22 protein-coding genes are annotated in these 23,576 nt (G+C 66.2%); 12 read left to right on the top strand and 10 right to left on the bottom strand.

Translation table 11 applies throughout. The features are described from left to right. Positions 1–38: 38 nt before the first annotated feature. Together AB4Z37_RS27275 and AB4Z37_RS27270 are read left to right on the top strand one after the other, a co-directional pair. A complete protein-coding gene (locus AB4Z37_RS27275; RefSeq protein ID WP_441519848.1) occupies positions 39–629 on the top strand; it encodes a D-sedoheptulose 7-phosphate isomerase in 591 nt (196 codons plus the stop codon). After that, positions 626–1,165, top strand: a complete 540-nt coding sequence (locus tag AB4Z37_RS27270) for a D-glycero-alpha-D-manno-heptose-1,7-bisphosphate 7-phosphatase (protein WP_441519847.1) — start codon at positions 626–628, stop codon at positions 1,163–1,165. The genes AB4Z37_RS27275 and AB4Z37_RS27270 overlap by 4 nt, the downstream gene beginning before the upstream one ends. On the opposite strand, the gene waaC is transcribed toward AB4Z37_RS27270, so the two are convergent. Continuing rightward, complete coding sequence (gene waaC, locus AB4Z37_RS27265; protein WP_441519846.1) at positions 1,151–2,110, bottom strand: lipopolysaccharide heptosyltransferase I; 960 nt, start codon at positions 2,108–2,110, stop codon at positions 1,151–1,153. The genes AB4Z37_RS27270 and waaC overlap by 15 nt on opposite strands. A 212-nt stretch (positions 2,111–2,322) precedes the next feature. Here waaC and galE point away from each other — a divergent pair, with 212 nt between their 5' ends. Next, complete coding sequence (galE, locus tag AB4Z37_RS27260; protein ID WP_441519845.1) at positions 2,323–3,333, top strand: UDP-glucose 4-epimerase GalE; 1,011 nt, start codon at positions 2,323–2,325, stop codon at positions 3,331–3,333. A 62-nt stretch (positions 3,334–3,395) separates the two neighbouring features. Here the strand turns inward: galE and AB4Z37_RS27255 are convergent, their stop codons facing one another. After that, positions 3,396–3,776 carry a c-type cytochrome gene (locus AB4Z37_RS27255; RefSeq protein WP_441519844.1) on the bottom strand — a complete coding sequence of 127 codons (381 nt, stop codon included), beginning with the start codon at positions 3,774–3,776 and terminating at the stop codon, positions 3,396–3,398. A gap of 366 nt (positions 3,777–4,142) precedes the next feature. Here AB4Z37_RS27255 and AB4Z37_RS27250 point away from each other — a divergent pair, with 366 nt between their 5' ends. The 3 genes from AB4Z37_RS27250 (at position 4,143) to AB4Z37_RS27240 (ending at position 7,181) form a co-directional block, all read left to right on the top strand. Next, a complete protein-coding gene (locus tag AB4Z37_RS27250) occupies positions 4,143–5,969 on the top strand; it encodes an ABC transporter ATP-binding protein (RefSeq protein ID WP_441519843.1) in 1,827 nt (608 codons plus the stop codon). A gap of 69 nt (positions 5,970–6,038) precedes the next feature. Next, the gene (locus AB4Z37_RS27245; RefSeq protein WP_441519842.1) at positions 6,039–6,743 is read left to right on the top strand and encodes a fumarylacetoacetate hydrolase family protein; all 705 of its coding nucleotides are present in this window, start codon (positions 6,039–6,041) and stop codon (positions 6,741–6,743) included. Between the two features lie 261 nt (positions 6,744–7,004). Continuing rightward, positions 7,005–7,181, top strand: coding sequence for a hypothetical protein (locus AB4Z37_RS27240; RefSeq protein ID WP_441519841.1), 177 nt, complete (start codon positions 7,005–7,007; stop codon positions 7,179–7,181). Positions 7,182–7,408: 227 nt separating this feature from the next. On the opposite strand, the gene AB4Z37_RS27235 is transcribed toward AB4Z37_RS27240, so the two are convergent. Continuing rightward, a complete protein-coding gene (locus tag AB4Z37_RS27235) occupies positions 7,409–8,440 on the bottom strand; it encodes a LacI family DNA-binding transcriptional regulator (protein WP_441519840.1) in 1,032 nt (343 codons plus the stop codon). A 126-nt stretch (positions 8,441–8,566) separates the two neighbouring features. On the opposite strand from AB4Z37_RS27235, the gene AB4Z37_RS27230 reads away from it, so the two are divergent. Both AB4Z37_RS27230 and AB4Z37_RS27225 read left to right on the top strand, forming a co-directional pair. After that, positions 8,567–9,517 carry a dihydrodipicolinate synthase family protein gene (locus AB4Z37_RS27230; RefSeq protein ID WP_441519839.1) on the top strand — a complete coding sequence of 317 codons (951 nt, stop codon included), beginning with the start codon at positions 8,567–8,569 and terminating at the stop codon, positions 9,515–9,517. 122 nt (positions 9,518–9,639) lie between these two features. Continuing rightward, positions 9,640–11,028: an MFS transporter gene (locus tag AB4Z37_RS27225; RefSeq protein ID WP_441519838.1), complete on the top strand. Its 1,389-nt coding sequence runs from the start codon at positions 9,640–9,642 to the stop codon at positions 11,026–11,028. A gap of 88 nt (positions 11,029–11,116) precedes the next feature. Here the strand turns inward: AB4Z37_RS27225 and ahcY are convergent, their stop codons facing one another. From ahcY to AB4Z37_RS27210, 3 genes are all read right to left on the bottom strand, one after another. Beyond that, positions 11,117–12,520: an adenosylhomocysteinase gene (ahcY, locus tag AB4Z37_RS27220; protein ID WP_441519837.1), complete on the bottom strand. Its 1,404-nt coding sequence runs from the start codon at positions 12,518–12,520 to the stop codon at positions 11,117–11,119. A 180-nt stretch (positions 12,521–12,700) separates the two neighbouring features. After that, entirely contained in the window at positions 12,701–13,897 is a 1,197-nt protein-coding gene (gene metK, locus AB4Z37_RS27215; RefSeq protein ID WP_441519836.1) for a methionine adenosyltransferase, read from the bottom strand. A gap of 56 nt (positions 13,898–13,953) precedes the next feature. Beyond that, positions 13,954–15,303, bottom strand: a complete 1,350-nt coding sequence (locus tag AB4Z37_RS27210; RefSeq protein WP_441519835.1) for a hypothetical protein — start codon at positions 15,301–15,303, stop codon at positions 13,954–13,956. A 204-nt stretch (positions 15,304–15,507) separates the two neighbouring features. On the opposite strand from AB4Z37_RS27210, the gene AB4Z37_RS27205 reads away from it, so the two are divergent. Further along, complete coding sequence (locus AB4Z37_RS27205; protein ID WP_441519834.1) at positions 15,508–16,818, top strand: UDP-glucose dehydrogenase family protein; 1,311 nt, start codon at positions 15,508–15,510, stop codon at positions 16,816–16,818. Between the two features lie 53 nt (positions 16,819–16,871). On the opposite strand, the gene AB4Z37_RS27200 is transcribed toward AB4Z37_RS27205, so the two are convergent. The 4 genes from AB4Z37_RS27200 to AB4Z37_RS27185 are packed head-to-tail and all read right to left on the bottom strand — an operon-like array spanning position 16,872 to position 21,307. Continuing rightward, complete coding sequence (locus AB4Z37_RS27200; RefSeq protein WP_441519833.1) at positions 16,872–17,981, bottom strand: hypothetical protein; 1,110 nt, start codon at positions 17,979–17,981, stop codon at positions 16,872–16,874. Then, positions 17,981–18,640: a 5-bromo-4-chloroindolyl phosphate hydrolysis family protein gene (locus AB4Z37_RS27195; protein ID WP_441519832.1), complete on the bottom strand. Its 660-nt coding sequence runs from the start codon at positions 18,638–18,640 to the stop codon at positions 17,981–17,983. The genes AB4Z37_RS27200 and AB4Z37_RS27195 overlap by 1 nt, the downstream gene beginning before the upstream one ends. After that, positions 18,641–20,218, bottom strand: a complete 1,578-nt coding sequence (locus AB4Z37_RS27190) for a substrate-binding domain-containing protein (RefSeq protein WP_441519831.1) — start codon at positions 20,216–20,218, stop codon at positions 18,641–18,643. 9 nt (positions 20,219–20,227) lie between these two features. Then, positions 20,228–21,307, bottom strand: coding sequence for a toxic anion resistance protein (locus AB4Z37_RS27185; RefSeq protein ID WP_441519830.1), 1,080 nt, complete (start codon positions 21,305–21,307; stop codon positions 20,228–20,230). Between the two features lie 313 nt (positions 21,308–21,620). Between AB4Z37_RS27185 and AB4Z37_RS27180 the strand changes: the two genes are divergently transcribed. The 3 genes from AB4Z37_RS27180 to alkB are packed head-to-tail and all read left to right on the top strand — an operon-like array spanning position 21,621 to position 23,565. Beyond that, on the top strand, positions 21,621–22,163 hold the full coding sequence (locus AB4Z37_RS27180; RefSeq protein ID WP_441519829.1) for a methylated-DNA--[protein]-cysteine S-methyltransferase: 543 nt from the start codon (positions 21,621–21,623) through the stop codon (positions 22,161–22,163). Beyond that, the gene (locus AB4Z37_RS27175) at positions 22,160–22,927 is read left to right on the top strand and encodes a 2OG-Fe(II) oxygenase (RefSeq protein WP_441519828.1); all 768 of its coding nucleotides are present in this window, start codon (positions 22,160–22,162) and stop codon (positions 22,925–22,927) included. Before AB4Z37_RS27180 ends, AB4Z37_RS27175 begins: the two co-directional genes overlap by 4 nt. Then, positions 22,924–23,565: a DNA oxidative demethylase AlkB gene (alkB, locus tag AB4Z37_RS27170; protein WP_441519827.1), complete on the top strand. Its 642-nt coding sequence runs from the start codon at positions 22,924–22,926 to the stop codon at positions 23,563–23,565. Before AB4Z37_RS27175 ends, alkB begins: the two co-directional genes overlap by 4 nt. Positions 23,566–23,576: the final 11 nt, after the last annotated feature.

Below are 23,576 nucleotides of genomic sequence, written 5' to 3'. Positions count from 1 at the left end.
GTACCACTGCGGCACACTTCTGAAAGGCGGAGCTTCCCTTGAGCCAGTACCGGATCGCTGCCCACTTCCAGAGCTCGCTTGCGGCCATGACGGAAGCGGCCTGCGACGACGGCCTGGTGCAGACCGCCCACGCCATCGCCACCGCGACCGCCGGGGCGCTGCAGGCCGGGCACAAGGTGCTGATGGCCGGCAACGGCGGCAGCGCCGGCGACGCCCAGCATCTCGCCGCCGAGATCGTCGGCCGCTACAAGATCGACCGCCCGGGCTGGGCCGCCATCGCACTGACCACCGACACCTCGGCACTGACCGCCATCGCCAACGATTACGGCTTCGAGCAGGTGTTCGCGCGCCAGGTGCAGGGTCTTGGCCAGCGCGGCGACGTGTTCTGGGGCTTCTCGACGTCCGGCAAGTCGCCGAACGTCATCGCGGCGCTGAAGATCGCGCGCGCGCAGGGCCTGACCACCGTCGGCTTCACCGGCCTCAAGGGCGAAGCGATGCGCGAGCACTGCGACCTGCTGCTCGTCGCGCCGACCGACGACACGCCGGTGATCCAGCAGATCCACATGATGGCCGGCCACGCCGTCTGCGACGAGATCGAGCAGATGCTGCTCGCCGCCGCGAAGGCATGAGCGGCTCAAGCAGCCCGCTCGCGCCGCGGCCCGCCGCCTTCCTCGACCGCGACGGCGTCCTCAACCACGACGACGACTTCATCGGCCACCGCGACCGCGTCCGCTGGATGACGGGCGCGGCGAGCGCGGTGCGCCGGCTCAACGACGCCGGCTACCTGGTGTTCGTCGTCACCAACCAGTCCGGCGTCGCCCGCGGCATGTTCAGCGAGGACGACGTGCGTGTGCTGCACGACTGGATGCGCGCGGAGCTGTCGCGCGCCGGCGCGCGCATCGACGATATCCGCTATTGCCCGGATCATCCCGAGGCGCCGGTCGCGCGCTATCGCCGCGACAGCGACTGGCGCAAGCCGAAGCCCGGCATGCTGCTCGACCTGATGGCGCACTGGCCCGTCGACAGGGCGAACAGCTTCATGATCGGCGACAAGGACATCGACATCGACGCGGCGGTCGCCGCGGGAGTCAGGGGCGTCAAGTTTTCCGGCGGCGATCTCGATGCCTTCGTCGCCGCGCTGCTCGATCCGTCACAAGGTGACTGACGGCAGCACCTGCTGCTCCAGCACGCTCGCCGCCTGCACGAACGACGGATACTGCCCCTTGCCGCCCAGCACCGTGATCGTGCCGCCGCCGACCGGCCCTGTGAGCCCCGGCTCGGTGGCGAGGAAGATCGCGAGCAGCGGCACGCCGTAGGCCGCCGCGAGATGAAGAAGCCCGGTGTCGACGCCGACCACGAGCGCCGCGCCTGCGATCACCGTTGCGGTGACATCGAGCGGCTGGCGCTGCAGCACCTTCGCCCCCGGGATCGCCGCCGCAAGCCGGCCGGCCCGCACTTCCTCCGCCGCATTGCCCCACGGCAGCAGCACCGCGAAGCCGCGCGCGGCCAGCCACTTGCCAAGCCCGATCCAGTCGACCTCGCGCCATTCCTTGCTGGCGCGCGAGGTGCCGTGCAGCAGCACCACATAAGGCGCGCCGTCGCCGCGCGGCGGCCGCACCAGGCCATAGTCGATCGCCTGACGCGCTTCATAACCAAGGCTCGCCGCGGTGAGCAGGCGATTGCGCGTCACCGCATGCAGGTCGCGACCGACGCGATGGGTGACATCGTAGAAGCGCGAGGCGATCGGCTCGCGGATGCTGTCGCGGTCATAGCCGTGGCGTTCGCCGCCGGCGGCGCGCGCGATCAGCGCCGAGCGCAACAGACCCTGCGTATCGACCACCATCTGCGCCGCGACGGTGCGCAACGCGGTGCGGAACGCCGAAATCTCTCGCCATGTCGCGCCGCGCAACAGCTGCTTGCGCCAGCGCCGCGTCGCCACCGGCACCACCGCATCGACCGCCGGATGCAGCCGCGCCAGCGGCGCGAACGCCTCCTCCACCACCCAGGTCAGCCGCGCGTCGCGATGCGCGCGGCGCAGGTCCGTCATCGCCGGCATCTGGTGCACGACGTCGCCGAGCGAGGAGGTTTTGATGATCAGGATGCTGGACATGCGACGAGAGGAAATACGCACCTTCGACGTTACGGTTTGGAAACCATAAAGCGGTTTCGGACGCAAAAAGCCACAGAAATGCGCCGCGCGCCCGCTGCGTTATACCTGATATCGACCAAGCGCCATGCACTGTCGTGCCCGCGCCGGAGGCTATCCGGCCGACAGCACATGCGGCGGCCGCGTTCCGGCCGCCGGGGGAATGAGGTGATCGCATGACCGTTCTTGTGACCGGCGGGGCCGGCTATATCGGCAGCCACATGGTTCTGGCCCTGGCGGAGGCCGGCGAGAGCGTGGTGGTCATCGACAACCTGTCCACCGGCTTCTCCCACTACCTTCCGGACGGCGTGCCGCTGTTCATCGGCGACGTCGCCGACGAGAACCTGGTCGAGGGCGTGATCGCCGCCCATCATGTCGATTCGATCATTCATTTCGCCGGCTCCGTGGTGGTGCCGGAATCGCTGCGCGACCCGCTCGGCTACTACCGCAACAACACCATGACGACGCGCAACCTGCTCAACGTCGCGGTGAAGTGCAACATCCCCCGTTTCATCTTCTCCTCGACTGCGGCCGTGTACGGCAACCCCGAGCAGATGCCGGTGGTCGAGGAAGCGCCGACCCGGCCGCTGTCGCCCTATGGCATGTCGAAGCTGATGACCGAGATCATGCTGCACGACGTCGCCACCGCCCATGGCATGAACTATGTGGTGTTGCGCTACTTCAACGTCGCCGGCGCCGATCCGCAGGCCCGCATCGGGCTCGCGACCCAGGGCGCAACCCATCTCCTGAAGATCGCCGTGGAGGCCGCCACCGGCCAGCGCGCCAAGCTCGACGTCTACGGCACCGACTACCCGACGCCGGATGGCAGCTGCATTCGCGACTTCATCCATGTCAGCGACCTTGCCGACGCCCATCGCGCCGCGCTCGGCTACCTCATGGATGGCGGCGCCTCGACCACGCTGAACTGCGGCTACGGCCGCGGCTATTCGGTGTTCGAGGTGATCGAGGCGGTGCGGCGCGTCTCCGGCCGCAACTTCGCCGTGCAGCATGCCGATCGCCGCCCCGGCGACATCATGACCATGATCGCCGACACCCGGCGCATCCGCAGCGCCATCGACTGGACGCCGCGCCACGACGACCTCGATACCATCGCCGCCCACGCGCTCGCCTGGGAGGAAAAGCTGCTGCAGGAACGCAGCAGCACCAGCCGCGCCGCGATCGCCTGACCCGCCACGCCCCTCAAAAAGGGGCTTTTGCGACGATCCCGGAGAAATGCGCGGCGACGCGGTCAATTCGTTTTTGTGATGACCCCCGCCATGTACTCATTCAGATCGCGGAAATCCTGAACCGTCCATGCGAATGCAGGCAGCTTTACGCCGTTCTCTCGCAATGTTTTCGGAATGAGATCGCCGTTTGGACGGAGGATGACGGACGATACGATGACGCCTGGATAATCGCGCAGGCGTTTCCTGAACGCAGGGGTTGTGAGATCGGGCGTTGGAGGAACGCTTTTCTGAGCCAATGGCCCTGTACCTTTGATATCGACGCCGTGGCACACAGCGCATCTCTTCAAAAAAATCCTCTCGCCATTGATGCCATCTGCAAGGGATATGGACGGCGTCAGAAGTATGATGATCAATGCCGCGATGAGATTTTTTTCAGCTTTCATACGCTCCGTACTCCCCGTGTGATCAGCTCAGATCAGAGATTCGCGCGGTGAGAACTATCACGACAGCACCGAAATCTTCGACCGCAAGTTCTGATCAGGCGGGGAGCCTGCTGAGGGCGGCCTGATTTCCCCCCGGGAGGCCCGAAACAGGCCGCGGAGCAGCGCTCCGCCCGGCGTCAAGCCCTGATTTGGCTTGAAAAAACCCGCCCGCGAGGGCATTGAGGCAAGCGTTTCGCACGAACCTGGCCTCCAAGGGGCCAGCACCCCGACAAGGCTCGGCCGAACGCCGCCGTATGGTCCAGCCGCAACCGGTTCCAGCGGCCGGAACCACGTGCGCCTGTTCCCATGCCCGTCGACGGACCGCGGATGACCGATACTGCTGCCAAGCCCCCGACCAAGACCCCGAGAAAGATCACGGACGATCCGTATGGCGCCGCGGTCCTGATCCGCCGCCTGGTCACCGAGCAGGGCCTCACCTACTGGCGGCGCTACCTCGTCGCCTTCGCCATGATGGCGGTGGTGGCGGCCTGCACCGCCGGGTCCGCCTATCTGCTCGGCGAGGTCATCAACGCCGCCTATGTGGCGCGCGACTTCCACGCCATCCTGATGCTGTCGCTGGTGACCATGACGCTGTTCGCCGCCAAGGGCGCGGCGACCTACGGCCAGTCGGTGATCCTGTCGCAGATCAGCAACGCCATCGTCGCCACCAACCAGCGCCGGCTGTTCAGCAAGCTGATGAGCGAGAGCATCGGCTTCTTCTCCGACCGCCACTCCTCGGAATTCCTCGGCCGCCTCACCGCCGGCGCGACCTCGGTGACGCAGGTGCTGAGCCTTTTGATCACCGCGGTCGGCCGCGACCTGTTGTCCCTCATCGGCCTCGTCGTCGTCATGCTGATGCAGGACCCGGTGATGTCGCTGTTCGGCCTCGTCGTGGCGCCGCCGGCGATCATCGTGCTGCGCAAGCTGGTGCGGCGGGTGCGCAACCTCGCCCACACCCAGTTCGCCAACACCAACGACATCCTCGAGACCATGCAGGAATCATTGCAGGGCATCCGCACGGTCAAGGCGTTCACGCTCGAAGACACCATGCGCGCGCGCATCGACGCCAACATCGCGGCCGTCGAGCGCAACGCCAACAAGATGGCCCGCGTCTCCAACCGCTCGAGCCCGCTGATGGAAATGCTCGGCGGCTTCGCCATCGCCGGCGCGCTGATCTATGGCGGCTATGGCGTGGTGGTGAAGGGCTCGACCCCGGGCCAGTTCTTCTCGTTCGTCACCGCGTTCCTGCTCGCCTACGAGCCGGCCAAGCGCCTCGCCCGCCTCAACCTCGACCTCAACAGCAACCTGATCGGCGCCAGCAAGCTGCTGGAGATCGTCGACAGCCCGGCGACCGAGCCGGACGACAGCGACAAGCCGGCGCTCAAGCTGACGCAGGCCCGCGTCGAGCTGCGCGACGTCAGCTTCGCCTACCGCCCGGACGAGGTCGTGCTCGACCACATGAATCTCGTCGCCGAGCCCGGCAAAGTCACCGCGCTGGTCGGCCCGTCCGGCGGCGGCAAGTCGACGGTGCTGGCGCTGCTGCTGCGCCTCTATGAGGCGAACAGCGGCCAGATCGTGATCGACGGCCAGGACATCTCGACCATCTCGCGGCGCTCGCTGCGCCAGCAGACCGCCTATGTCGGCCAGGACGTCTATCTGTTCCGCGGCACCATCCGCGAGAACATCGCGTTCGGCCGTCTCGGCGCCTCGGAGGCGGACGTGATCGCCGCGGCGCGCGCCGCCTGCGCCCACGATTTCATCATGGGCTTCCCGCAGGGCTACGACACCCCGGTCGGCGAGCACGGCACCCAGCTCTCCGGCGGCCAGCGCCAGCGCGTGGCGATCGCCCGCGCGCTGCTCAAGGACGCGCCGCTGATCCTGCTCGACGAGGCCACCGCGGCGCTGGATTCGGAGTCCGAGCGGCAGGTGCAGGAAGCCATCACGCATCTGTGCCAGAACCGCACCACGCTGGTCATCGCCCACCGCCTGCACACCATCATGCATGCCGACGCCATCCTGGTGGTCGAGGGCGGGCGCATCGTCGAATCTGGCCAGCACGACGACCTGCTGCGCCGCGGCGGCCGCTACGCCTCGTTCTTCCGCTTGCAGCATCGTGAAGCGGCGCCGCTGGCGCCGGTGGCGACCTCCGCCTAAATTGGGGCCGGCGCCGGCCCGCAGGCCTGCGCCGCTCCTTCCTGTCGCCCAGCCAGCGGACCCCCAATCATGTCGACCAGCGCTTCCTTCGTCATTCCCCCCACCGCCACGCCCGTGCTGCCGATCGCCGGCCTCGACAAGACCTTCCCGGTCCGCCGGATCTGGTGCGTCGGCCGCAACTACCTCGAGCACATCCGCGAGCTCGGTAATGACGAGCGCCAGCCGCCGTTCTTCTTCGCCAAGCATGCCGACATGCTGGCCCCGAACGGCGCGATCATCCCCTACCCGACGCTGACCAAGGACTTCCAGCACGAGGTCGAGCTGGTGGTGGCGCTCAAGAGCGGCGGCCTCAACATTGCCCCTGCTCAGGCGCTGGACCATGTCTACGGCTATGCGGTCGGCATCGACCTGACCCGGCGCGACCTGCAGATGGCCTCGCGCAAGAAGGAGCAGCCCTGGGAGATCGGCAAGTCGTTCGACCTCTCCGCGCCCTGCGGCGCGCTGCGGCCGGCGAGCGAGATCAGCCACCCGACCAGCGGCCGGATCTGGCTGTCGGTGAACGGCAGCGAGCGGCAGAAGGGCGACCTCTCCGAGATGATCTGGAATGTCGCCGAGATCATTGCCCGCCTGTCACTGCAGGTGTCGCTTGGGGCCGGCGACATCATCATGACCGGCACGCCGGCCGGCGTCGCGGCGCTCTCCCCCGGCGACCGGGTCGAGTGCGGCATCGACGGCATCGGCACCCTGAAGATCGCGATCGGCGAGCCCGCCTGACGGGCTCTCTGCCGGCCGAACCGGCCCGTTGTCATTGCGATGGCCCCTCCCGGGGCTATTGCCGTTTTTGAGGTTCCGTCCGGTTGCGATTGCTCACATTCCGCGGTCAATAGCCAGAACTGGCCAATGGTCAGCGCCGGGGGCTCGGGCCACATATTCCGCCGTTTTTGACGAGTCTCTGGCTGTCCGCGCCGGGCGGCAGTTGTGCTCGTTCTCGTCCTCCCGCCTGTCGAAGGCCACAACAGTCTGCGGTGGAGAAGAATGCAGTCACAGAAGGAACTCAAGGAACTCGGCAACCGGATCGCGTCCACCATGCAGTTGGCCGAGAAGCTCGATCAGCGGATGGCAGCCTACCTGCTGTCGATGGCGAGCCTCGAAGTCTCGCAAACCCTCGAAAGCATCCAGCAGCGGGCCGCGGGCCAGCGGATGGACAACTGACGATAAGAGACAACAGACCTCAAGGAGACAACGGACCTGCATCGCGGGGATCGGGGTCGTGACCGAGACCGGCTGAACGCCGAGGAACTGTTCAGCCGCACGATGCAAAAAAAGCCCCGGAGCGATCCGGGGCTTTTTCATGAGGCGAGGATGTCGCGGAAAGGCCGGGCACCATGAACTGCGCGTCCCACCCGACCTGAACGGAAGGAATGAGCCCCTCGACCTCGCTAGCGACCGATCGCGGCCGTTGTCTTGCGTGGGATGAGCGTTGGTGCCGCCACTCTCATCCGCTCACGCGGCGATGTTGCGCCGGCATTGAGAAGATCGAGAGCATTGGACGCAATCTGATCAAAAGGAACACGCACCGATGTCAGCGGCGTGGGCAGGAGACTGACGAGCGGAATATCGTTGTAGCCGACGAGCGAGATGTCGCTCGGCACGGACAGGCCGAGCCGCGTCAGGGCCGAGAGCGCACCAATCGCCGTGTTGTCGTTGACCGCGAAGATCGCGGTCGGCGCGGGCTTCAGAGCCATCAATGCCATTGCAGCGTCGGCACCGGACTGGATGCCGAAGGTCGAAGGCACGATCCAGCGAAGATTGATCTCATGGCCTGCTTCAGCCATGGCCTGACGGTAGCCCGCAAGCCGCTCCCGACTGCTTGAGGCATAGTCCGGGCCTGCGATGAGGCCGATCCGACGATGGCCGAGATCGATAAGATGACGGGTCGCAAGATAGCCGCCCAGTCGATCGTCGCCGACCGAGGACAGGCTCCTTCCATCCGTGCGCAGGGCAAGAACGAACGGCACTTCGCGCTCCAGCAATTCTTCGGCGAGGCCACCGCCCTCACGCGCGGTCGAGAGGATCAAGCCGTCGACGCCGCGCTGGATCAGCGTCTGCGCTGCAGCGCGATCTGCATCCGATTCATCGTCGGTCGTCGCGACGACCGCGAACTGACCGGACCGACTGCAGGCGCGAGCGATCGCCTCGTAGAGCATGGCCATCACCGTGTCGGTGAGACGCGGAACGATGACGCCGATCGTGTTGGTCTGCCCGCGCCGCAGACTGGCAGCCGATACGTCGCGCACATAACCCAGTTCAGCGGCGACCTGCCTGACCCGCCGCGCCGTCTCGCTCTCCGATCGGGGCAGCCGTTCATCAAGGAACCGCGACACGCTCGATTTCGACACGCCCGCCACGCGTGCAACATCGAGAATTGTGACCCGGCTGGAGGCAGGGTGCGCTTTGGGAGGCTCGGTCACATCCGTCACCCTGAAACGAATTTCTTTCCGCAGATGCGATTCTAGCCTTGACAGGGAACGATTGCAATATTCCAATGGGAACGTTCCCAATAACGTTCTCATGCATCCGCTCAGAGGAGACGCGCAATGACCCCCATGGACCTTCGAGGCCTCAGCCCCGCCCCGGTGACCGCCTTCACGCGTGACGGCGAAGTCGATCACCCCGCCAATGCGCGGCTGGCCAAGTGGCTGGTATCGATCGAAGGCGTGAAGAGCCTCGTCATCCTGGGGCACGCTGGCGAGGGGACGTTCCTGACCGAAAAGGAGCGCCTTGACCTCATTCGCACCTATGTCGAGGCGGTCAACGGCGCTGTGCCGATCATCGCGGGCATCACCGGCGAAGGCACCAAGGTCGCGGCTGAAGAGGCCAGGAAGTGCAGGGCCGCAGGGGCAACGGGCGCGCTGGTCTATCCGAACCACGGGTGGCTGCGCTTTGGCTATCAAAAGGGCGCGCCGCAGTCCCGCTACAAGGCGATCTGGGAGGAATCAGGCCTGCAATGCATCCTGTTCCAGTACCCCGACGCAACCAAGGCCTCCTACGATCTCGATACCCAGTTGGAGATCGCGGTGCAGGAAGGTGTCGTCGCGACCAAGAACGGCGTTCGCAACATGAAGCGCTGGTACGTCGAGATCCCGCAGATCAAGCAGGCCAACCCCAAACTGCAGGTTCTCTCCTGCCATGACGAATGGCTGCTGCCGACGATGTTTGATGTCGACGGCCTGCTGGTCGGGTACGGCAACATCGCACCGGAACTGCTGGTGCAACTGATCGAGGCCGGGAAGGCGCAGAACTATCCCGCGGCGCGCAAGATCTTCGAGCAACTGCTGCCTGTCACCCGCGCCGTCTACCACCGCGGATCGCATATGGAAGGGACCGTGGCGCTGAAGCTCGGCCTCGTTCATCGTGGTCTGCTCGATCATGCGACGATCCGCGAACCGTTGAAGAATCTCGGCGAAAAAGCTGAGAAGGAGATCTTTGCGGCCTTCGATGCTGCGGGTATCGGCGCGGTCGCGCCGGAATTGCTGGCCGCCGAGTAATACGACGCGACGCTTCCGATGCATGCACCGGAAGCGTCGCGAGCGGCGTGCCGCCGCCCCCAACCGGAAGATGCACGTGGCCGAACGGAGCAAATAAGCTTCCGGCGGCGAGGAGGAACGTGATGAATCAGCACTCCCTGCGAACGCAAGCCGACGCCGCAGTATTCCCGTCAGGCGACATCAGCGCCCGGCTTGAGCGCTTGCCCGTCACCAGGCAAGTCTTCTGGACTCGCAACATCATTGGCGCAGCGACCTTTTTCGATGGCTATACGGTCATCGCCATTGCCTACGCCATGCCGGTGCTCGTCAGCGAATGGGGGCTCCGGCCGGAGCAAACCGGAATGATTCTTTCGGCCGGTTATCTCGGCCAGGTCATCGGCGCCGTGTTGTTCGGCTGGCTGGCCGAGCGCTTCGGCCGCCTCAAGGTGCTGCTTTTCACCATCCTGCTCTTCGTCAGCATGGATATCGCCTGTTTGTTTGCCGCAGGCGCAGCGTCGATGGTCTTGTTCCGCTTTATCCAGGGCATCGGAACGGGCGGCGAGGTGCCGGTCGCCAGCGCCTACATCAACGAATACATTGGCTCACGGGGGCGAGGCCGGTTCTTTCTGCTCTATGAGGTGATGTTCCTGCTCGGCCTCGTCGGAGCCGGCTTGATCGCCCGTGCGCTGGTGCCTGCCTATGGCTGGAAGGCGATGTTCATGGTCGGCTTGGCGCCTGCGATCGTCCTGCTTCCCCTGCGCTTCTTTATGAGGGAATCGCCCCGCTGGCTTGCAGCCAATGGACGCTATGCCGAAGCGGACGCTATCGTTTCGAAGCTTGAGGCCAGCGCGAGGGCCGAGGGCCATGTGCTGGCAGATCCCCAGCCGATCGCAGCGAAACCCAAGATGAACGCACGTTCGCAATGGAGCGAACTCTTCTCCGACTTCTATCGCCGGCGCACTTTCACTATTTGGGCCCTGTGGTTCTGTTCCTACTTTGTCGCCAATGGGCTTATCGCCTGGCTGCCGACCCTCTATCGCCAGACCTTCGCCCTGCCGCTCGAAACCAGCCTGCTCTATGGCTTGCTGACATCGGCCGCTGGCGTCGCAGCCGCCGTGTGCTGTGCTTTGCTGATCGACAAAGTCGGGCGCAAGCGCTGGTACGTGTTCGCATTCATGCTGGGTTCGCTCCCCCTCATCGCCCTCGCCACTCTCGGCGCAACCTCACCGATCGAGGTGCTGATCCTGGCAGGCCTCGCTTACGCCGTTGTCCAGACCATCACCTTCTCGCTCTACCTCTATTCAGCCGAACTCTATCCAACTCGCCTGAGGGCACTTGGCACCGGCCTCGGCAGTGCGTGGTTGCGGCTCGGCTCTTCGGCCGGCCCTATCGCGGTTGGATGGTTGCTGGCGAAGGCCGGAATCCAATCTGTGTTCGTCGCATTCGCCGCGGTGCTGCTTGTCGGCGCGATCGTCACAGCACTGCTTGCGATCGAAACGAAGGGCAGAACACTCGAAGAATTGTCTCCCTAAAGCGGGTCGCGCAGACGCAAAAAAGCCCCGGAGCGATCCGGGGCTTTTTCATGACGGGGATGTCGCGCGGCCCGACGGCCGCACGCGATCAGTAGCGATAGTGATCCGACTTGAACGGGCCTTCCGGCGTCACGCCGATGTAGGCCGCCTGGTCCGGACGCAGCTTGGTGAGCTTCACGCCGATCTTGGCGAGGTGCAGCATCGCGACCTTCTCGTCGAGGTGCTTGGGCAGCGTGTAGACCTTCTTGTCGTACTTGCCGGGGTTGGTCCACAGCTCGATCTGCGCGATCGTCTGGTTGGTGAACGACGCCGACATCACGAACGACGGATGGCCCATGGCGTTGCCGAGGTTCACCAGGCGGCCTTCCGACAGCAGGATGATGCGGTTGCCCTTGGGGAACTCGATCTCGTCGACCTGCGGCTTGATGTTGGTCCACTTCAGGTTGCGAAGGCCCGCGACCTGGATCTCGTTGTCGAAGTGGCCGATGTTGCAGACGATCGCCCGGTCCTTCATGCCGCGCATGTGGTCGACGGTGATGATGTCCTTGTTGCCGGTCGCGGTGACGTAGATGTCGGCGCGCGGCAGCGCGTCCTCGATGGTGACGACCTCATAGCCTTCCATCGCCGCCTGCAGCGCGCAGATCGGATCGACTTCGGACACCAGCACGCGGCAGCCGGCCTGGCGCAGCGACGCCGCCGAGCCCTTGCCGACGTCGCCGAAGCCGGCGACGAACGCGACCTTGCCCGACATCATGACGTCGGTGCCGCGGCGGATGGCGTCGACCAGCGATTCACGGCAGCCATAGAGGTTGTCGAACTTCGACTTGGTGACGCTGTCGTTGACGTTGATCGCCGGGAACAGCAGCTTGCCGGCGGCGGCGAGCTGGTACAGGCGGTTGACGCCCGTGGTGGTCTCTTCCGACACGCCCTTGATGCTCTTGGCGAGCTCGGCGAACCAGCCCTTCGGCTTCTCGGCCAGCTTCTTCTTGAGCAGCGCGAAGAACACTTCTTCCTCTTCGCTCTCGGGCTTATCGAGGAACGCGGTGTCGCCGTTCTCGGCGCGCAGGCCGAGATGCACGAACATGGTGGCGTCGCCGCCGTCGTCGAGGATCATGTTCGGCATGCCGCCGCCGTGCCAGTCGAACAGCTTGGCGGTGTAGTCCCAGTACTCGGTCAGCGTCTCGCCCTTGTAGGCGAACACCGGAATGCCGGCCGCCGCGATCGCCGCCGCGGCATGATCCTGGGTCGAGTAGATGTTGCAGGACACCCAGCGCACGTCGGCGCCGAGCGCCTTCAGCGTCTCGATCAGCACCGCGGTCTGGATCGTCATGTGCAGCGAGCCGGCGATGCGCGCGCCCTTGAGCGGCTGCGACGCGCCGAATTCGGCGCGGGTCGCCATCAGGCCGGGCATCTCGGTCTCGGCGAGGTCGATTTCCTTGCGGCCGAACGCGGCGAGGCTGATGTCCTTGACGATGTAGTCGGCGGTGCTCATGGAGGATCCCTTGAAAGGCATGTCCCCGGACATGCGAGAAGCCGCGGGGAACACGCAACATGAATGAGGAAAAAATGAGAGCGTTGCGCGCTCTCATTTCTCGTTTGGACGCATTTTAAGTCACGCCGACGACGGTTCGGCCGCAATCAACCTTGCGGCCACGCCTCGTCCGGAAACGTGTCAGACCGCGCCCTTGAGCGCGTCGGTCAGATCGGTCTTCTCCCAGGAGAAGCCGCCCTCGGCGTCCGGCGCGCGGCCGAAATGGCCGTAGGCGGAGGTGCGGGCGTAGATCGGCTTGTTGAGATCGAGATGCTTGCGGATGCCGCGCGGCGTCAGGTCCATGACCTCGGCGACGGCCTTCTCGATCTGGCTCTCCTGCACCTTGCCGGTGCCATGGGCGTCGACATAGATCGACAGCGGCTTGGCGACGCCGATGGCGTAGGACAGCTGGATGGTACAGCGATCGGCAAGGCCGGCCGCCACGACGTTCTTGGCGAGGTAGCGCGCCGCATAGGCCGCCGAACGGTCGACCTTGGTCGGATCCTTGCCGGAGAACGCGCCGCCGCCGTGCGGCGCCGCGCCGCCGTAGGTGTCGACGATGATCTTGCGGCCGGTCAGGCCGGCGTCGCCGTCCGGACCGCCGATGTAGAACTTGCCGGTCGGGTTGACGTGCCAGATGGTGTCCTTGCTGATCCAGCCATCCGGCAGCGCCTTGCGCACGTAGGGCTCGACCAGTTCACGCACCTTGGCGGAGGTCAGGTTCTCGACGAGATGCTGGTGCGACACCACGATCTGGGTGACGCCGACGGGACGGCCGTTCTCATAGCGCACGGTGACCTGGCTCTTGGAGTCCGGGCCAAGCACCGCCTCGGTGCCGGCGTGGCGCGCTTCGGAGATCAGGCGCAGGATCTTGTGGGCGTAGTAGATCGGCGCCGGCATCAGCTCGGGCGTCTCGTTGCAGGCGTAACCGAACATGATGCCCTGGTCGCCGGCGCCCTCTTCCTTGTTGGTGCCGGGCTGCAGCGCGTCGACGCCCTGGGCGATGTCCGCGGACTGCGGGTGCAGCAGCACCTTGATGTCGCACTTGTCCCAGTGGAAGCCGTCCTGCTCGTAGCCGATGTCCTTGATGGCCATGCGGGCGACGTGGGCGATCCAGTCCTTGGTGACGGTCGACGGGCCGCGGGTCTCGCCGGCGATCACCACCTGGTTGGTGGTGGCGAGGGTCTCGCACGCCGCACGGATCGCCCAGGGGTCGATGCCGGCCTTCGGGCCTTCACGGAAGAAGAGATCGACGATTTCATCGGAAATCCGATCGCAGACCTTGTCCGGATGACCTTCCGACACCGACTCGCTGGTGAACAGGTAAGATGCGCGCATCAAAAAACCCCTTCCGCTGGACCATCCAGCGGTCCGTTTAGAATGATCATGAAACGTCAGTCACGCCGGCGCGAAATGACGTAGGATTCATCGTAGAACCACAGGCCGTTGTGCCGGCGCAGAACATCCCGGGTCGCGTCGAGATACCGGCCGCTCTGGGTCATCTCCGTCAACCGGTCGTCCTCGATCTGAGCGACATACACCGCCGCGTTCCAGGCTGCAAAGGCCGTCGAGCTCCCGATCGCTCCGGTCACCTCGTTCGGCAATGCTTCCATATCGTATCGGAAGATGGAACGCGCGTCCGAATAGGCGTTGAAGTTAAGATCCCGGCCAGCTGTCCCCAGCTCGTATTTCACCGCGCGCAATAGCTCATGACGGCTCACGGAGAAAGGATTTTCTCCCGGCCACACTGCCTCGATGATCTCCATGCCGGGATCATGGCCATAGGAGTGAATTCCGATCAGGCGCCCCCCGGGCCGCAACGCCCGGGCGAGCGGTGCAATGATCCGCTTGGCCCGGAAGTTGACCGAGGACTTCGCCCGGTAGGGCTGCGACGCAATGACCAGGTCGAAATTGGCCTCCACCCGCCCGGGTTGGGGAATCACCGCATCGAGCAGGAACCGGTGGTCCTCACGGAAGAACACCAGCGCGATCGGCCGCTCATAGACCGGCATGCCCGAGCGTGCACTGACGCTGGCGCGCCAGTTTTCCTCGAGAAATGGCTGCAATTGCGCGATCTGGGCCTCGAAATCCCCCGCCGCGTTGCCGCCCAGCGCGACCTCCCGCCAGATCATGCCGGCCGCCGCCGCCGGCGAGCGCGGCGCCAGCCAGGGCGCCTCGGCATAGTGCATGTTGGTCAGGACGAAGACGGTGGCGGGATGCTCGAACAAGCGGTCCGGCAGCTTGTCCAGCACCAGGCGGACGTCCTCCAGGCTGATTTCCTTGCCGGCGACATAGAACGGCATATGCGGGAAGCGGCTATGCATCGAACGCATAACGCGGGCCAGCACGGTTCCATCGCCGACGCCGGCATCGAACACCCGCAGCGCCGGCGGCCGCGGGTGGATGCTGGCGAATTCGAGTTCCACCCGCTGGGCCACCACCCGCTTCTCGCTGCAGGTGTGGACGAACAGCAGGTATTTCTGGCGATTCTCGAAGAAGCGGAAATTGCCCCGGGGATCGCGCTTCTCCAGCGGTTCCGGCCGCGGCGGCGGGGCGCCGCCGGGCAGGCCCTCGCCAAGAAAGGCCCGGATGCGGTCCAGCGTGTCGGTGGTGATCCGCTTGCCCTCGCGCAGCCGCGACACCAGCTTGCCGTCATTGACCGCAAGGCGGCCGAAGGTCGATTCGGCGATGCCGGCCTCCCGGCAATAGTCGGAAATCTGGGCCAGCAGCGGGTCGTTTTTCATCGCCAGTCAGCACCGTCCGCGGTTCGCAAATGAATCACAGGACTCACGTATAGCCGTTTCGCTGGGAACAGGGACCGGTTCGCGGCAATAAAACGTGAGCCACGACAGCAACCTGGTGCAGAATGACCGCGGCGGCGGGCCCTCGCCACAGCGGGACGCCCCTGTTAAAAGGCGCCCGCCAGCGTAACGAATTGGAACGGCAGCATGCGTATCGCAATGATCGGCACGGGGTATGTGGGGCTGGTGTCCGGCGCCTGTTTCGCCGACTTCGGCCATCAGGTCACCTGCATCGACAAGGATGCGGCCAAGATCACGGCGCTGCAGCGCGGCGAGATCCCTATCTACGAGCCCGGCCTCAACGAGCTGGTGGCGAGCAACACCGCCGCTGGCCGCCTCGATTTCAGCCTCGACCTGCGCGATGCCGTCGCCGACGCGGAGGCGGTGTTCATCGCGGTCGGCACGCCGTCGCGCCGCGGCGACGGCCACGCCGACCTCAGCTACGTCCACGCCGCCGCGCGCGAGATCGCCGAGAACGTCAGGGGTTTCACCGTCGTCATCACCAAGTCGACCGTGCCGGTCGGCACCGGCGACGACGTCGAGCGCATCATCGCCGAGACCAATCCCGACGCCGACGTGGTGGTGGCGTCCAATCCCGAATTCCTGCGCGAGGGCGCGGCGATCCGCGACTTCAAGCATCCTGATCGCATCGTCGTCGGCACCGAGGACGAGCGCGCGCGCAAGGTCGTCGCCGAGATCTATCGGCCGCTCTACCTCAACCAGGCGCCGATCATGTACACCGGGCGGCGCACGGCGGAGCTGATCAAGTACGCCGCCAACGCATTTCTGGCCACCAAGATCACCTTCATCAACGAGATCGCCGACCTCGCCGAGCGCGCCGGCGCCGACGTGCAGGACATCGCCCGCGGCATCGGCCTCGACAACCGCATCGGCGGCAAGTTCCTGCATGCCGGCCCCGGCTTCGGCGGCTCGTGCTTTCCCAAGGACACCCGTGCGCTGATCAAGACTGCGCAGGACCACGACGCACCGCTGCGCATCGTCGAGGCGACGCTCGCCGTCAACGACGCCCGCAAGCGTGCGATGGCGCGCAAGGTGTCCGCCGCGCTCGGCGGCAACCTGCGCGCCAAGACCATCGGCGTGCTCGGCCTGACCTTCAAGCCCAACACCGACGACATGCGCGAGGCGCCGTCGATCCCGCTGATCACCGCGCTGCAGGACCTCGGCGCCCATGTCCAGGCCTACGATCCCGTCGGCATGGAGCAGGCCAAACTCGAACTGCCCGCCATCACCTACTGCGACAACCCCTATGCCTGCGCGGCGAAGGCCGACGCGCTGGTGATCGTGACCGAGTGGGAGCAATTCCGCGCGCTCGATCTCAAGCGGCTGAAGGCGGAGATGGCGCAGCCGGTGATCGTCGACCTGCGCAACATCTACCGCGCCGACGAGATGGCCGAGCACGGCTTCACCTACGAGAGCGTGGGCAGGCCAGCGAAATAGCCGCAAGACCCGCGCGGGGCCGCGGGTGCGGTCGCGTTTCCATCAAAAGCGAACTAGGCGGCCAACCGATCCAGCAGCGCCAGCATGACGGGCGCGTCCGGCATCGGCAGCACCGCGTCGACGCGATCGAGCAGGCGCGACTGCAGCAGCGCGTTGCGCGCCTTGCCGATGGTGCCGAGCGGGCCGCGGAAGCCGTGATCCTCCCAGGCCAGCTCGAGCACGCTTTCATTCATCAGCGCATCGATGAGATCGTCGGCTTCGCGGTTGATGCTGATGAGCGGATGCGCGGAGAACACTGTCGGCCGCGGGTAGAGGATGACAGGCTTGGCCGGCGCGTTGGCCTCGACGCGTTTCCAGCGCTCGGCATCCTGCAGCACCCATTCGACGAGCTGGTTCTCGTAACCGACAATCAATGGCTGAGCGCCAACGCCGCCCGTCACATAATCATCGAACAGCTTGCCCGACGACGGCGGCTTGAACCCCATGCGTCGAAACACCGTGGCGACGTCGCCGTCGACACGCCCCAGCGTGTCGATCATGACGAGGTCGCCGCTCAGCACGCTGGCGACGAGGCCCGCAAACATGAAGCCCGAGTTGGACCTGTTGGGGTCGGTCGAGACGACGCGCGCGCGGCCGAACAGGTCGGAGACCCCGATGTCAGCCCATGACTGGCCGGCGACGATGGCCTTGAGCAGCTTCAACAGGTCGACCGTGTAGCGCGGCCCCCCGGCGGACTCCGCGAAGCCCGCCTTGACCAGGCCGTCGGCGATGCGATCCCAGGAATAGAGCACGATCGGCGAATTGAAGATCACCTGGTCGCGCGAGATCTTCACCCCGGAGCTGCGCGCCACCTCAACCAGCACCGACGACGACGGCCACAGGAATTGCGGCTTCTGGTCGAGCAACGCACGCTCGCGCACCATCTCGACGGAGCCGGCACGGCGCGCATCCAGCACCAGCCCGAAGCGGCGTTCGAGCAGGTTGCGCACCCGCGCATTGGCGAGGAACCCCTCCTTCTCGCCGCCGGCGAATCCGAACAGCCGCCTCGACTCGCCCATTCGTCCGGCAATCTCCGGGTGGCCACGCAGATAGATATAGCCGCCTGTCGCCGCGGCACTCGCGGCAAGCAGGCCGACACCGAAGGCGCGGCGCGAAATGGCCATCAGGATCTCCCCTTGCCCTGACCGGACGGTGCGCCGGACGACGATGCCGGCCCCAGATCCTCGTCGAGGGCGCTTTTCAGCAGTTTGAACTCGATATCGAGCTTGTCGAGGTCGGCGTCCTGCAGGCTCGCGGCGTAGCGCGTGAAGGCGACATCGAGGCGGTCGATCAATTCGCTGGTCGCCGCGATCCGCGCGGCATCCGGCACGGTGCTGCGTTCGAGGAGATCATAGGCTTCCGCGATCTCGGCTGCGCGCGGCAGGTAATAGGTCAGGAAGCGCCTGACACGGTCGATCCGCAGCGGATCCTTTTCGATCGCGGCGAAAATATCCCGCGCGATCGTCACGAGATGGCGGACATGCGCGGCGATCTTGGGCGTGCGGATCGACGCCGCGGCCGCTTCCATGCGCCCGGTCAGCGGTTCAGCGTCCGTCAGTAGCTCGCGCGCGAACTCGATCTTGCCGCGCGCCGCGCCGCTGGCATCGAGCCGCGCGAACGGCTGGCGTGGCGCAACGACGGCGACGGTGCCGCAGCCGGCCAGCACGCTGATGAGCACGGCACCCCAGAACGGCATGGCTGCGCCGATCGCCAGCACAGGAAGGAGGACGGCTGCGACCACCCCTCCGACGACCCAGTTGCTGCCAGACGGAAGGGCCGGCATTCAGTTGTACCCGCGGACAGCACGGAAGGCGTCGGTCAGGTTCTTCGTGCCGTCAAAAACCCTGCCGCCGGTAAGCCTGGCGAGGGCGTCGAGCTGGCTGCGATCGGCATCGTCCCCGAAGGTGACGCCAAACACTGGCACCCGCCGGCCATCCGCGCGCCAGGCGCGCTCGAAGGTCGCCATCTCGCCCTGGCTCTTGCCATCGGTCATGATGACAATCGCGGCGAGGTGCTGCCCGTCATCAAGCGACGGCTTCATGGCGGCAAGCGCCCGCGCCCCGCAGGTGTAGAAGTCGGTGCCGCCCCCGGCATGCAGCTCCAGCGCCCGCGCGAGGAGGCCGGCCTGCTCGCTGTCGTCCCCGCTCGCGCTCGCGGTCCACAGCACATGGTCGTTGAACGGCAACACCATAATCTGATCCTGCTTCGACCATTGCACCAGCATCTCGCGGGTGCGCGCGGGCGTGAACAGGAATTTCATCGCGTCGAGCAACTGCTTTTCGCCGCTGCCCTGCATGCTTCCGGAGAGATCGAGGCACAACGCCGTCAGCGATGGCCGGCGCAGCGCCTCCTGATAGAGCCCCAGCGCCTTCTGGATCACCGCCGGCTCCGGCGGGCGAACCACCGTGACGGCGCGGCCGGGATTGACGTTGGTCACCGGGTCCAAGGGCAGCTGTGCCGCACGGGCGAGCTCGACCCGGCGCCCGGTCCTCGCAATGCGTGCCTGCGCGTCGTCCTTCAGGAGGAAGGCTTGCAGGTCGTTGAAAAAGCTCTCGACGTCGTTGCCGCGGCCCCGCTCGACGAAGCCGAGCGGTGAATCGGCAACCGATACGCCGTCTTCCGGATAGACCGCATAGAGCGGCTCCTGCCGGTCGGCGATCAGCTTGTCGTTGGTCTCCTTGATGACCGCCTCATAGTTCCACATCGCCTCGTAGTCGGCGCCGGTCCGCTCCCCGTCGCGGTAAAGGTCGGCGAGCCAGCCGCTCGAGCCGGCGGTGCGCTCGACACCCCGCAGCAGCGCGCGAACGGTCGCGAGCACGCCCGGTTTGTCGAGATCACCGGCTTCGATCAGGTCGGGCTTGCCGATGCCCGCGGCCAGCATGGCGAGATAGGCCGCCGCGCCCGAGTTCGACTGGGTGGCCGACGTCATCAGGAATTTCAGGCGGCCGCCCTCGACCGCGGCGAGAATGTCCCTCGACGTCACCTTGGCGCCCACCCAGCCGAGCGCCTGCGCCTTGGCGCGGCGAACGCCGAGGATGACCGGCATCTGCGCGATCGACCGGACCGACTTCACCCGTCGCTGGGTATCGAACATGTCGATCCAGATCGACGCCGCCGGCCACACCGCATCGGCCGCCGGATCGTTGCCCGACTTGAGGGCGAGCGCGATATCGAGCGAGCCCTGATACCGGATCGTGCAGGTCGCCCCGCGCGACTTGCAGAACTCCTGCACCAGCGGCGCCAGAACCTCGTTCTCGGAGCCGGACAGGATGGTGAATTCCGGCACCGGCTTGGCGCAGGCCGCGAGCAGCCATGCGCCGAGCGCGACGACAAGCAGCCTGATCGGCGATGTCAGCTTCATGCGGCGGTCTTATGCGGGAGTCTTGGACAGGGCGACTTTCAGCTCGTCGGTCAGTTGCGCCATGCGCTGCTCCGCATCGGCGCGCTTCTTGCGGCCCTGCTCCTGCACATTCAGCACACCGGAAACCGTATCGATCAGATCGCGATTGGTCTTTTCCAGCGTCTCGATATCGACAATACCGCGCTGCGACTGCTTCTCGATCTCGATCGCCTGCGACTTCATCATCTCAGACGCCTGGCGCATCATCGCGTTGGTCGCGTCCGTCACGGTCTTCTGCAGGGCCAGCGCCGACTCCTGGCGCTTCAGCCCGAGCAGCAGGATCATCTTCTGCTTCCACACCGGGATGGTGAGCTCGGTGGTGGCCTGCAGGTTCTCGATCAGGGTTTCGTCGCCCGACTGGACGATGCGGATCTGCGGCAGTTGCTGGATGCCGATCTGACGCGCCTGCTGGAGATAGAACACGCGCTTCTCGAGCCGGTCGAGCGCTTGCACGGCGTCCTGATAGGTCTGCGCGGCCAACAGGGCGTCGCTGTTCTGCGCCCCGGTCTTCGCCGCGCGTTCCAGCTCGATCAGCTGGCCGCGACGAAACTCCTCTGCGAACCCCTTGCCGGCGGCGATATGGCTGTCGAGATCGACCAGCGCGGACTTGGTCTGTTCGTGCAGGTCGTCCAGCAGCGCGATATCGCGCCGCAGCGTCTCCTTGTTGCGGTCGAGCTCGACACAGACGCGGTCAATCTGGGACGCGACATCGCCGAACTGTTCAGAAAAACGCCGCAGGCGCGCTTCCACGGAGGAGAACAAGCGGGTGAAGAAGCCGCTGTCCTGCAGCGCCGCGGGATCGAGCCCGCGCGCCTTGGCGAGGATGTCCGACAGCAGCTTGCCGGTCGTTCCGAGCTCGCGGTTCTGGGTCTGGGCCAGGATCCTGTCCGCGAACTCGACGACCGAGCGCTGCGCACGATCCCCGAAGGTGACAATGCGAGAACGGTCGGAGATATCGATCTCCGACTTGATCCGCGCCACCGCCGAGGCATCGCTTGTGACGGCCGGTAGGTTGACGGTTTCGTTCATCGCGATGGACCTCACTGACATTCCGCTGACACAGCAACGCCCGGCAACATAACCGAGGCGCCGACTGGCAGAATGACAGTTCCATGACGCTATTTTTATGAAGTGAATTCAATCAGATAAGAAGGGACATCGAGTTCTCGGCAACCACAGCGAGACCTTCCGCACGCTCTCGCCATGCGAATCCGGCCGTCGTGCGGATGCCGCTGTCGCCACCGACGACGGCAGCCGCCCTTCGACAGCGCCTGCCAACCCGCCGTCGGGAATCGGGTGGAGTTCGCAGGTCCGCGGACGCATCGTCGGCGCAACGGTCACGCCCACACAAGGAGGCATCGCCATGGACAAGTTCATGGATCAATTCCGGATGCGGCCATCTCCCGATCCGGTCCTCACCTACGCCACCGGCGCCTGCGCGCTCGGCGCCGTCCTCGTCGCCGCCAGCGGCAACGGCATTCGCGCCCTCCTGCTCGGCGACAGCACCGACACGCTGGTGCGCGATCTGCGGACGCGCTTTCCTCATGCCGAGCTCGTCGCCAGCACCAACGGCTGCGGCGGCCGCCTCGCCGACGTCATCCGCCTGATCGAAACGCCCGATCATGCGGTCGCGCTGCCGCTCGACCCGCGCGGCACCGCGTTCCAGCGCCGGGTGTGGCAGGCGCTGCGCGCCATTCCGGCCGGAGAGACCCGCAGCTATGGCGAGGTCGCGCGGGCCATCGGAACGCCCGGCGCGGTGCGCTCGGTCGCCAGCGCCTGCGCCGCCAACCCGATCGCGGTGGCGATCCCCTGCCATCGCGTGGTGCGCGCCGACGGAACACTGTCGGGCTATCGGTGGGGTGTCGCCCGCAAGACGCAACTGTTGCAGCAGGAGGCCGCACGATGACCGCCGCCAGTCGAGCCACGGCACGACGCACCGTGGCGGCCGCCGCACCGCCGCAGCTCGACGCCGTCACGCAGCGTGTCGACGCCATGCCCTGGTCGGAAATCTCCACCGAGCTCGACGCCTCCGGCTGCGCCGCCATCCGCAAGCTGCTGACACCGGAGGAATGTGTCGGGATCGCCACGCTCTACGACGCCGACGTCTTCCGCAGCCATGTCGTGATGGCACGGCACGGCTTCGGCCGCGGCGAGTACAAATACTTTTCCTATCCGTTGCCCGACCTCGTATCGGCGCTGCGCACCACGCTCTATCCACGCCTTGCGCCGATCGCCAATCGCTGGAACGAGGCGATGGGCATCGACGTGCGTTATCCCGACGACCACGCCGACTTCGTGGCGCGCTGCCACGCCGCGGGCCAGGCCCGCCCCACCCCGCTGTTGCTCCGCTACGTCGCCGGCGACTACAATTGCCTCCACCAGGATCTCTATGGAGAGCACGTGTTCCCGCTGCAGGTGGCCATTCTTCTGTCGGAGCCCGAGCGCGATTTCACAGGCGGCGAGTTCGTGCTGACCGAGCAGCGCCCGCGCATGCAGTCGCGCGCCGAGGTGGTACCGCTGCGCCAGGGCGATGCGGTGGTGTTCGCCGTGCACCATCGCCCGGTGCAGGGCACGCGCGGCGTCTACCGCGTCAATCTGCGCCACGGCGTCAGCCGGCTGCGCTCCGGCCGCCGCCACACCGTCGGCATCATCTTCCATGACGCCAGATGATGGACGACCTGTTCGCCAGCGAGCCGCGCGACGTGCCTCTTGCCACGGGGGCGGTGGTGCTCGGCGGCTTCGCGCTGGCGCGCACTGATGCCCTGCTGGCGGCGCTGCACGCGGTGGTGGCACAGGCGCCGTTCCGCCACCTGATCACGCCCGGCGGCTATCGCATGTCGGTGGCGATGACCAATTGCGGCGCGGTCGGCTGGGTCAGCGACCGCAGCGGTTATCGCTACGATCCCGTGGATCCGGAGAGTGGCCGGCGCTGGCCGGCGATGCCGGACGCCTTCGCCGCGCTCGCCGCGGACGCCGCCGCGGAGGCGGGCTTCGCCCGCCTCGTGCCTGATGCGTGCCTGATCAACCGCTACCAGCCCGGCGCCAAACTGTCGCTGCACCAGGACAAGGACGAGCTCGACCTCGACGCGCCGATCGTCTCGGTATCGCTGGGGCTGCCGGCGACGTTCCTGTTCGGCGGCCTGTCGCGCAACGACAGGACGCGCCGCGTGCGCCTCAGCCATGGCGACGTCGTGGTGTGGGGCGGCCCCGCCCGCCTCGCCTATCACGGCGTCGCGCCGCTGCCCGACGGCGAGCATCCGCAGGTCGGCCGCCAGCGCCTCAACCTCACGTTCCGCAAGACGCGCTAGCTGCTGGCCGC

This window comes from Bradyrhizobium sp. 2TAF24 (assembly GCF_052115025.1).
In the GTDB taxonomy this organism is placed as follows: domain Bacteria; phylum Pseudomonadota; class Alphaproteobacteria; order Rhizobiales; family Xanthobacteraceae; genus Bradyrhizobium_A.
The sequence above is the reverse complement of the archived record's forward strand: the minus strand, read 5'-3'. Positions and strand labels throughout refer to the sequence as shown.